The 9,655-nt window shown below is 48.0% G+C and carries 11 protein-coding genes; 6 read left to right on the forward strand and 5 right to left on the reverse strand.

All coding sequences use genetic code 11. From position 1 onward, the window contains the following. Window positions 1–199: 199 nt before the first annotated feature. The 3 genes from rpsI to Q0349_RS13320 all read right to left on the reverse strand — a co-directional run bounded on the left by rpsI (window position 200) and on the right by Q0349_RS13320 (window position 1,794). A complete protein-coding gene (rpsI, locus tag Q0349_RS13310; RefSeq protein WP_298081499.1) occupies window positions 200–589 on the reverse strand; it encodes a 30S ribosomal protein S9 in 390 nt (129 codons plus the stop codon). Between the two features lie 9 nt (window positions 590–598). Then, a complete protein-coding gene (gene rplM / locus Q0349_RS13315) occupies window positions 599–1,030 on the reverse strand; it encodes a 50S ribosomal protein L13 (RefSeq protein ID WP_298081500.1) in 432 nt (143 codons plus the stop codon). A 68-nt stretch (window positions 1,031–1,098) separates the two neighbouring features. Continuing rightward, window positions 1,099–1,794, reverse strand: a complete 696-nt coding sequence (locus Q0349_RS13320; RefSeq protein WP_298081501.1) for a DNA repair protein RecO C-terminal domain-containing protein — start codon at window positions 1,792–1,794, stop codon at window positions 1,099–1,101. Between the two features lie 65 nt (window positions 1,795–1,859). Between Q0349_RS13320 and Q0349_RS13325 the strand changes: the two genes are divergently transcribed. From Q0349_RS13325 to coaE, 5 genes are read left to right on the forward strand one after another with little or no spacing between them, the layout of a single operon-like run. Then, the gene (locus Q0349_RS13325) at window positions 1,860–2,450 is read left to right on the forward strand and encodes an aminodeoxychorismate/anthranilate synthase component II (RefSeq protein ID WP_366916333.1); all 591 of its coding nucleotides are present in this window, start codon (window positions 1,860–1,862) and stop codon (window positions 2,448–2,450) included. Further along, entirely contained in the window at window positions 2,447–4,141 is a 1,695-nt protein-coding gene (pilB, locus tag Q0349_RS13330) for a type IV-A pilus assembly ATPase PilB (protein ID WP_298081503.1), read from the forward strand. The genes Q0349_RS13325 and pilB overlap by 4 nt, the downstream gene beginning before the upstream one ends. Window positions 4,142–4,158: 17 nt before the next feature. Beyond that, a complete protein-coding gene (locus Q0349_RS13335) occupies window positions 4,159–5,376 on the forward strand; it encodes a type II secretion system F family protein (RefSeq protein ID WP_298081504.1) in 1,218 nt (405 codons plus the stop codon). A gap of 14 nt (window positions 5,377–5,390) precedes the next feature. Then, entirely contained in the window at window positions 5,391–6,260 is an 870-nt protein-coding gene (locus Q0349_RS13340) for an A24 family peptidase (protein ID WP_298081505.1), read from the forward strand. Window positions 6,261–6,263: 3 nt separating this feature from the next. Beyond that, complete coding sequence (gene coaE / locus Q0349_RS13345; protein WP_298081506.1) at window positions 6,264–6,854, forward strand: dephospho-CoA kinase; 591 nt, start codon at window positions 6,264–6,266, stop codon at window positions 6,852–6,854. A gap of 72 nt (window positions 6,855–6,926) precedes the next feature. On the opposite strand, the gene Q0349_RS13350 is transcribed toward coaE, so the two are convergent. Beyond that, the gene (locus Q0349_RS13350; protein WP_298081507.1) at window positions 6,927–7,391 is read right to left on the reverse strand and encodes an S-ribosylhomocysteine lyase; all 465 of its coding nucleotides are present in this window, start codon (window positions 7,389–7,391) and stop codon (window positions 6,927–6,929) included. A 148-nt stretch (window positions 7,392–7,539) separates the two neighbouring features. Between Q0349_RS13350 and yegQ the strand changes: the two genes are divergently transcribed. Beyond that, on the forward strand, window positions 7,540–8,880 hold the full coding sequence (yegQ, locus tag Q0349_RS13355) for a tRNA 5-hydroxyuridine modification protein YegQ (protein ID WP_298081508.1): 1,341 nt from the start codon (window positions 7,540–7,542) through the stop codon (window positions 8,878–8,880). 37 nt (window positions 8,881–8,917) lie between these two features. Here yegQ and Q0349_RS13360 read toward each other — a convergent pair. Then, on the reverse strand, window positions 8,918–9,655 hold a 738-nt coding region (locus tag Q0349_RS13360), incomplete at its 5' end, for a class I SAM-dependent methyltransferase (protein ID WP_298081509.1).

Here is a 9,655-nt window from a genome sequence, read left to right on the forward strand (position 1 = left end):
TTTGTGTTCAAAGGTTTTGACCCCGCTTAAAGCCTTGCAGCATAAGGCTTACAGCATTTTTTAGCTCCTTTTTTGTCCGATACGCCTAATTTTTACAGGGAAAGACAAACCACGAAGCCATTTTGTGACAATTCTGCACAGGGTTGAAATACAAAATAAAAGCCGGTCAGAAACCGGCTTGATAGAGAAGGGACAAAAATTATCGTTTTGAAAATTGGGTTGCACGACGAGCTTTGTGCAAACCAACCTTTTTCCGTTCAACCTCACGCGCGTCGCGGGTTAGGAAACCTGCTTTGCGCAGCGGTGCGCGCAATTCTTCGCTATACGCACGCAGAGCACGAGCGATACCGTGGCGAATTGCGCCGGCCTGTCCGGTAGTACCGCCACCGCTGACTGTAATATAAAAGTCAAAGTTCTCTTTCATATCGACAACTTCAAGCGGTTGACGCACTACCATACGGGCAGTCTCACGCCCAAAGTATGCATCCAGCGGTTTTTGATTGACGATAATATTACCGCTGCCACGGCGCAGGAATACGCGGGCAGATGAAGTTTTGCGACGACCGGTAGCGTAGTATTGTTCTGACATGACTAGTCCTTAAATTTCCAGGGCAACCGGCTGTTGAGCGATGTGTTGGTGCTCACCATCGGCATAGATTTTCAGTTTCTTCAGCATGGCACGACCTAGCGGTCCCTTGGGCAACATACCTTTTACTGCAATTTCAAGAACTTTGCCAGGATTTCTGGCTTGCATTTCATCAAAGGTAGTGCTTTTCATGTTGCCAATATAACCGGTGTGGCGGTAGTAAACTTTGTCGCTACGCTTCTTGCCGGTAACACTCAGCTTTGCTGCATTGACCACAATAATGTAGTCACCGGTGTCAATGTTGGGGGTATATTCAGGTTTGTGCTTGCCGCGCAGACGCAGGGCGATTTCACTGGCCAGGCGCCCCAGTGTTTTGCCTGTGGCGTCAACCAGATACCAGTCGCGCTCAAGCGCATCGGGCTTGGCAGTAAATGTCTTGGACATAATTATGTTCTCCGAACACGAAAAATGAAGGGCGCGAATAATACATAAACATTTGCATCGCTGCAACTTTATTGCGTTTTTTCCTTTGTGAGGGAGGATTTTGATGGACCGTGCAGAAGCGATTTTAGTGCGACTGCAGTTTCTTTGGTATGCGCCCGCCGCCCGCTATGAAAGCGCACCAGCGATTGCAGCAGTTTGCGTATTTCAGGGCTTTCCCAGTCTGTTACTCCGCTTGATAGCTGTTCTACGCTTCCCTTGCCATATCCACTGGACGAAGGTACAAATATGGCATTATTTCCTTTGAAATCAAGTTGATAAAAAGATGCCTCTTGTGTAATCTCCGGGAACAGCCCCAAGTGGGCAAGCAACGCATATTCAAGCCTGCGCAAGGCACTTTCGTCTGCTTGCTGAAGTGAGTGCAGGTATTGGATGAAAACCGAAGGCGCCGGTTCATCGAACGGTAACATACCTAGCAGGATTTCATTTAAATAGTGCGCGTTGAGTAACCGCGCGGGAGCTGGGGTAAGGTCGTACTGGAGAACAGCCTGCCTCACGCTGGCAAACTCTCCCTTCCGCTGCCCAGAGAAACTGAATAGTCGAAAAGGAGCGTAATTATTTGTTTTTCTATGTGTTTTTTCTTGAGGGATATAAGCATGGGCACAAAAAAAACCGTAATTAAACGTAAATATATCAATGAGATATCTGTTTTCTTTATAAGGTTGCCGATGCAAAAAAAAAGCAGGCTCTTGGTCAAAGTGTAACATTTGCGCAAAAGATGGTGTTATAATTGCAATTTGTTTAGAAAAGGCAAGGATTACCTGTGCTACTGATGATTGATAATTACGATTCGTTTACATACAACCTCGTTCAGTACTTTGCTGAACTGGGGCTTGACGTTGCCGTCTATCGTAATGATGAAATTTCGATTGAGCAAGTACGCACCCTGTCACCAAAATACATCGTGATTGGGCCGGGGCCCTGCTCTCCGGCAGAGGCACAAGACACCAACACGATTATTCGCACATTTGCCGGACACATCCCTATGCTAGGTGTTTGCTTGGGGCATCAGTGTATGGCGTATGTATTTGAGGGCAAAGTGACTCATGCGCCAACTGTAATGCACGGAAAAATATCAAGTGTTTTCCATCTGAATGAGGGCGTGTTTCACAAGTTGCCAAATCCTCTGCAAGTAGTACGTTATCACTCCCTGACAGTCTCACCCCAACAGTTGCCCAAGGGATTTGTGATGACTGCCTGGACTCAGGATGGAGCCGAACCAGTAGTTATGGGAATGCGAAATGTCTCTCTTATGATGGAAGGGGTTCAATTTCATCCTGAATCATTCTTAACAGAATGCGGTCATCAAATATTGAACAATTTTATTAAAATGTTTGCAGAAAACAGGAAGGTTAATGCATGAGTGATTATGATCCTTTAATTAGCTATATGGTGCAGCATAAAATTTGCACACCAGAACAAATAAGAGAAGTCCAGATTAGTGCTCAAAAAAAACGTGGCAGTTTTTTGCAGCAATTACTAAGTGATGGCCTGTTAGATGGGGTGCGACTGTCGCAAATTAATCGGGAAGTTTATAATCTACCGCAAGTTATGTTGCGTGAAATAGATATTCGTCGTGAACTAACCGCGCAATTCCCGGAGACTGTTGTACGCAAACATATGGCTTTGCCAATTTATGCGAATGGTGGTCGATTGTTTATAGCAACTTTTGATCCTTCTAACCGTATTATGTTAGAGGAGTTTAAATATCAAGGGAAATTTACTTCAGTTGAGCCCATTATAGCTGATGTTGGAGTGATCGAAGCACTCATTGAAGATCACTATGCTGGTGTAGGCGGCATGGAAAGCGTCTTCGATGAGGATGATGAAGAAAAAAATCTTGATGCTATTAGTGAAGCATTAGGAAATATTGGTGCAAATGAGGAAGAAGCACCAGTTGTCCGTTTCGTATCTGGTATGTTGATGGATGCGATCCGCACAGGTGCTTCAGACTTACACTTTGAGCCCTATGAAAATACTTATCGAGTACGATTCCGCCGAGACGGTGTGTTGCAGGAAGTTGCAGCACCTCCCCCCAGTATTGCCAACCGGATTACGGCGCGTCTCAAAGTTATGTCAAATCTAGATATTGCTGAAAAACGTGTCCCACAAGATGGTCGCATTAAACTGCAAGTTTCTGAAACTAAGGCTATAGATTTTCGGGTTAGCTCGCTTCCTACATTGTGGGGAGAAAAAATAGTTTTACGTATACTTGATAGTTCTGCCGCTAAATTGAATATCGATGTATTGGGGTTTGAGCCTGATCAAAAACAACATTATTTAAATGCCATAAATAAGCCTCAAGGTTTAGTATTGGTAACTGGTCCAACAGGCTCAGGGAAAACAGTATCTCTTTATACAGGTTTATCAATTTTAAATAAACCAACGGTTAATATTTCAACAGCAGAAGATCCGGTAGAAATTAACTTGCCCGGAATTAACCAGGTAAACGTGAATACAAAAACTGGATTGGACTTTGCTGCCGCATTGAAGGCTTTCTTGCGACAAGATCCAGATATCATCATGGTAGGGGAAATTCGAGATATTACGACTGGCGAAATCGCTGTCAAGGCAGCACAAACGGGACACTTGGTTCTTTCTACACTACACACTAACGATGTGCCACAGACCATTGCCCGCTTGGTCAATATCGGTATTCCCTCTTATAACATTGCAGCAAGTGTGAATTTAATTATGGCGCAACGTCTGACGAGAAGGTTATGCAGTCATTGCAAGACACGTGATCGAAGACATAGTCATGATGAATTAATTGCACTAGGATTTGCAGAAGATGAAATTGATGAATTACGCATTTATGCTCCTAAAGGTTGTGAACGATGCAGTTATCAAGGTTATCGTGGGCGTGCAGGGATTTATCAAGTCGTTCCAATTTCTGAATCGTTATCGGATATGATTTTGCAAAATGCATCCGCTGCAGACATTGCAGAGCAATGTCAAAAAGAGGGCTACTGGGATTTACGCCAGTCAGCATTAAACAAAGTACGTCAAGGACTTACTAGTATTGAGGAAGTCTTGCGTGTAACAACAGACTGATATTTTAAGAGGAAGTTATGGAAACCAAAAAAGAATTGAAGACCTATCAATGGAAAGGCAAAAACAAGCTGGGAAAAGAGATTTCTGGCGAAAATGACGCCAAAAATGATGCAGTATTAAAGGCATTCTTGGCAAAACAGGGACTTATTAACGTTACCGTCAAAGAAAAGCCTAAACCTTTGTTCGAGTCTAAAGGAAAAATAAAAAGCAAAGATATTTTATTCTTTACGCGACAAATGGCGACTATGTTACGTGCAGGTATGCCAGTATTGCGAGCTCTCGATTTGGTGGGAGAGAGTATCGAGAAGCCTTTAGCTATGCGTGAAATGGTTTTTGATCTTTATGAGCGTATCCAAAATGGTGCTACGTTAGCAGAAGCAATGCGTGCACACCCATTGCAATTTGACGATCTCTATACAAGCCTTATTGCAGCAGGTGAAGATGCTGGTATGCTTGAATCAACCATGGATAATATCGCTCTTAACTTGGAAAAGGGAGAGGCCACCAAGAAGAAAATTAAAAAAGCCTTAACATATCCGTCAATAGTAATGATTTTTGCTGTTATTGTTACTGCGGTACTTCTAATTAAGGTTATTCCTGTATTTGCCGAATTCTTTACTTCTAACGGTGGTCAGCTGCCAGGATTGACACTAATGGTAGTTGCTATATCGGACTTTATGGTAAAGAAAGGAATGTATTTTTTGATTGCCCTAATATTTCTTGGGTATGCTTTTTTCTATATCAAGCGTCGAAACAAAAATGTACAAGAAAAAACAAATATTGTAATGTTCAAGACACCTCTAATCGGAGGGATATTAAAATGTGGTGCAAATGCCCGGTTCGCACGCACAATGTCAACCTTGTTTAATGCTGGCGTTCCCTTGATGCGTGGTTTGCAGGCTACAGCTCCTGCTACTGGTAGTGTTTTATATGAACGAGCTGTTTACGAGATTCGTGATGACGTACAAAACGGGCAGCAAATGAGTTTTGCCATGAAGAATACCGGACTCTTCCCTACTATTGCCGTTCAGATGACCGCAATTGGTGAGGAATCCGGGAATTTGGGTGAAATGCTGGGTCGGGTAGCGACTTATTATGAAGAAGAACTTGATTGGCGTATTGATAATTTAACAGCGATGATTGAGCCTGCTATTATGGCTTTCTTGGCAATTGTTGTTGGTGGTTTGATTATTGCCATGTATCTGCCAATCTTCAATTTGGGACAATTGTTCTAATGGTCATAAATTCCATGATTTTTCACACACCAATTGGAATACTACTGGTTGGTATCATTGGTTTGATGGTAGGCAGCTTTCTTAATGTGGTTATTTACAGATTGCCTGTAATGTTTCAAAGAGAGGAAAAATTTTATGCCTGGGAAACCTTAAATAACCCTGATGAAGATGAGGAAAAATCCGAAAATAACCCGTATAGACAGCTTGAAACTTTTAACTTGATGCTACCAGGGTCGCATTGCCCCAAATGTAAGGCACAGATTCATTTCTGGCAAAATATCCCAATTATTAGCTATTTATTACAGCGTGGACAATGCGCTAGTTGTGGTACTAAAATTTCTATACGTTATTTACTGGTAGAATTATTGTGTGCTGCGGCAAGTATTTTGGTTGTTTTAAAATACCCTGAACCATGGCAATTGGGGTTTGCGTTGTTGCTAACATGGGGATTATTGGCACTTATTTTTATTGATGCGGAAAATCAGATATTGCCAGATTCTTTGACGCTTCCCCTGCTTTGGTTAGGTATTCTGGCAGGTTGTATTGATAATGGTCTTTTTATCAGTTTGCGCAGTAGTATCATCGGAGCCATAGTTGGATATTTGGTTCTATGGTCCGTTTACTGGTTGTTCCGCCTGATTATGGGAAAAGAAGGAATGGGGTACGGTGACTTCAAATTGCTGGCTTTACTTTGCGCTTGGCAAGGTATTGTCATGTTGCCATTTATTCTATTTTTTTCCGCAGTTACGGGATTAATCTTTGCCATTATCAACCGGATTGGGCGAGGAGTTCCTATGGCCTTTGGTCCGTATTTGGCAATCGCAGGCTGGTTGACATTTATGTATGGCGGTGAAATTGCACAATTGACCGGACTTTCTCTGTAAACCATGATTATTGGTTTAACGGGCGGTATAGCCAGTGGCAAGTCTTTATGTAGCGACTGGTTTGCCGCCCGTGCTGTTTCTGTTATTGATGCGGATGTGATTGCGCGAAAGGTGGTTACTAAAGGCTCTCCCGTATTGCAGGAACTCGCTGCCGCTTTTGGCAATGATGTTTTGCAGGATAATGGCAATCTGAATCGTGCCGCTTTACGTGCGCGGGCTTTTGTGAATGATGATGCCAGTGCGTGTTTGAATACCATTATGCAGCCACGCATTCGCGAGCACTTGTTGCAAGAGCTGGAGCGTGCGCCGCGGCAACCGTATCGAATTTTAAGCGCGCCGCTACTTTTGGAGAATCGGCTGGATGCCTTATGTGATGTGGTATTAGCTGTCGATGTTTCTGAAAGAACACAACTGGAACGTGGCAGCCAGCGCGATCAACAGCAACAAGCTGCAATCGCCGCTATTATCGCGGCACAAATTTCACGTGCGGAACGTTTGCAGCGTGCAAATTTTATTGTTGATAATGAAGGAAATACTGCACAAACGTATGCGCAACTGGAGCGACTACATCAATTCTTCCTCGCTTTGAATTAAGACTACAGGCAATAAAAAAGCGGAGTGCTTGCAAGCTACTCCGCTTTTTTATTGGCAACAATGGCGTGTTAATCAGGCAAAAATGGTTTCCCATTCACTACGATGATCCAGCAGGCGCTGCGCCAATGCTTTCGCCCCTTCCAGACTATGACTTGCTGCCCAGCCGCATTGCACTTCATTGCAGGCGGGAACTTCGGTCGCATTCAGCACGTCTTTCAACGTTTCTTCAATCAGATTGAGCGCTGTTTGATAATCCGGCTCGTTGAGAAGCGAGACATAAAAACCGGTCTGGCAGCCCATCGGCGAAATATCCACCACGTGTGCGTTATGATTGCGCGACAATTCCGCCATTAAATGTTCCAGCGAATGCAGCGCAGGCATTTCCATATGGTCTTTGTTGGGCTGGCAGATACGCAAATCGTATTTGTAAATGACATCGCCATTTTCCCCCTGTTTTTTGTCCGCCAGCCGCAAATATGGCGCTTTGACTTTGGTGTGGTCAAGATTGAAACTTTCAACATTCATGCGTTTTGTCATAGTAACTCCTGATTAAAAACTAAAACCGCTTTGGCGAGAACCAAAACGGGCGATATTGTGCCACAGAAGCGGCAATATCGCGTGGTTGGCGTAGGGAACGCGCGGAAACCCGCTATAATGCGCGCCCGTTTTTTACCCCCAAATTCCCATGCGACACGTCGAACTCCTTGCCCCCGCCGGCTCCCTGAAAACTATGCGCTACGCCTTCGCCTACGGCGCGGATGCCGTTTACGCGGGCTCGGCGCGCTATTCCCTGCGGATGCGCGGCAACGAATTTACCGACGACAACCTGAAAGACGGCATCAGCGAAGCGCACGCGCTCGGCAAACAGTTCTACCTCACCGTCAATACCCAGCCGCACAACTACAAACTCGACACCGCCCTGCGTGACCTCGCTCCCGCCATCGCCGCTGGCCCGGACGCGCTCATCATGTCCGACCCCGGCCTCATCATGACCGTGAAAAACGCCTACCCGGAGCTGCCCATCCATCTCTCCGTGCAGGCAAACACCGTCAATTGGGCGACGGTCAAATTCTGGCAAAACAACGGCATCAGTCGCGTCATCCTCTCGCGCGAACTCTCGCTCAAAGAAATCGAAGAAATCCGCCAGCGTTGCCCGGAGATGGAGCTGGAAGTCTTCGTCCACGGCGCGCTGTGCATGGCGTATTCCGGTCGCTGCCTGCTCTCCGGCTACTTCAACAACCGCGACCCCAACCAGGGCACCTGCACCAACGCCTGCCGCTGGAAATACAAAACCCACGGCTCCAGCGAAGAAGAAGAAGGCGAATTCATCCCCACGCCCGACCTTATCTTCAGCCCGGAGGCACTCACCGGCCTCACCGACACCCGCGAGCGCCACCCGCTCGCCGACGGCGTCTATTACCTCGAAGAAGAAAACCGCCCCGGCGAATACATGGAAATCACCGAAGACGAACACGGCACCTACATCATGAACAGCCGCGACCTGCGCGCCATCGAGCACGTCGGCGCGTTGGTACGCATCGGCGTCGATTGCCTGAAAATCGAAGGGCGCACCAAATCCTTCTACTACGCGGCGCGCACCGCGCAACTCTACCGCCAGGCGATTGACGACGCCTACGCCGGGCGCGCATTCAACCCGGCACTCAACGCCAAACTGGAAGGGCTGGCCAACCGGGGCTACACCGACGGCTTCTTCGTCCGCCGGCAAATCAAGGCACAACAAAACTACGCCAGCGGCACCTCCAACGCCGCCACCCAACAATTCGTCGGCGAAGTCATCGCCTACGATGCCGCAACCGGACTGGCCACCATCGAGGCAAAAAACCATTTCAAAAGCGGCGACAGCATCGAAATCATCCAGCCGGGCGGCAACCGCGAAATTATCCTCGGCGAACTTTATGATGCCAAAAGCGGTGAACCCGTCCCGGCAGCGAAAGGTAGCGGCTGGCAGGTCAAGGCGGCGATTGGCGCGGTTGACGGCTATACCGTGCTGGCAAAGAATCGCTGAATCGGAAGCTCCACCAACTGTTTATGACTGCGCAAATTTATGGACAAACCCCGCGTACTGCATGGGCGCGGGCGGCAAGGGTAATGCTGCCGTCGTCGGCGGCGGGCAGGCGTGCGCGCAGCGCATCACGCACGCTTTGCCGCGTCGCTTCCGACAGGGCGGCGAAGCGTTCGCCGATGCTGGCGCTGTCCTGCAATGCCTGCCAGTAGGCGGCAAAATCCGGGTAGCGCTGGCGCACGCTAAAAGCGGCGGTAGCGACGTTTTGCAGTCCGGCACGTTGCCACAACGCCTGCAATTGCGGCAGCGCGGTGCTTTCGTCTGCGGCAACGCGGTCGGGCAGGACGCCGAGGTCGCGCAGGATGGCGAAGGCGGTGTAGTACGGGAAGCCTTGCGGCAAGTCCCAAATGTAGGTCGCTACCGTGCCGCCGGGGCGGACGACGCGCCGCATTTCGGCGACGGCGCGGTCGGGGTCGTCAATAAAGACGATGACCAGCGGCATCACGGCGGCGTCAAAATGCGCATCCGCGAAGGGCAGGGTGCTGGCATCGCCGGCGTGCAGTTGCACGCTTTCGGGCAGACGGCTGCGTGCGTGGGCGAGCATCTCGTGCGAGCGGTCAAGGCCGTGCAATTCGGCAGGCGCGGCGCGTTCGGCAAGCAGCGCGGTAAAAGCGCCACTGCCGCAACCGACGTCCAGCCAGCGCAGTCCGGGCGGCAGCGCGAGCCAGTCAAGGAATGATTCGCCTGCGGCGCGGCTCCAGCCGCCCATATAGCGCTC

The sequence above is a fragment of the uncultured Cardiobacterium sp. genome, assembly GCF_938028185.1.
GTDB lineage: Bacteria > Pseudomonadota > Gammaproteobacteria > Cardiobacteriales > Cardiobacteriaceae > Cardiobacterium.

Bases quoted from the DNA above. Each gene is read 5' to 3' on its own strand.
- Q0349_RS13350 (WP_298081507.1), bottom strand. From the start codon at position 7,391: ATGACAAAACGCATGAATGTTGAAAGTTTCAATCTTGACCACACCAAA.
- rplM (WP_298081500.1), bottom strand. From the start codon at position 1,030: ATGTCCAAGACATTTACTGCCAAGCCCGATGCGCTTGAGCGCGACTGG.
- Q0349_RS13320 (WP_298081501.1), bottom strand. From the start codon at position 1,794: ATGTTACACTTTGACCAAGAGCCTGCTTTTTTTTTGCATCGGCAACCT.
- Q0349_RS13340 (WP_298081505.1), top strand. From the start codon at position 5,391: ATGATTTTTCACACACCAATTGGAATACTACTGGTTGGTATCATTGGT.
- yegQ (WP_298081508.1), top strand. From the start codon at position 7,540: ATGCGACACGTCGAACTCCTTGCCCCCGCCGGCTCCCTGAAAACTATG.
- Q0349_RS13335 (WP_298081504.1), top strand. From the start codon at position 4,159: ATGGAAACCAAAAAAGAATTGAAGACCTATCAATGGAAAGGCAAAAAC.
- Q0349_RS13325 (WP_366916333.1), top strand. From the start codon at position 1,860: ATGATTGATAATTACGATTCGTTTACATACAACCTCGTTCAGTACTTT.
- coaE (WP_298081506.1), top strand. From the start codon at position 6,264: ATGATTATTGGTTTAACGGGCGGTATAGCCAGTGGCAAGTCTTTATGT.
- pilB (WP_298081503.1), top strand. From the start codon at position 2,447: ATGAGTGATTATGATCCTTTAATTAGCTATATGGTGCAGCATAAAATT.
- rpsI (WP_298081499.1), bottom strand. From the start codon at position 589: ATGTCAGAACAATACTACGCTACCGGTCGTCGCAAAACTTCATCTGCC.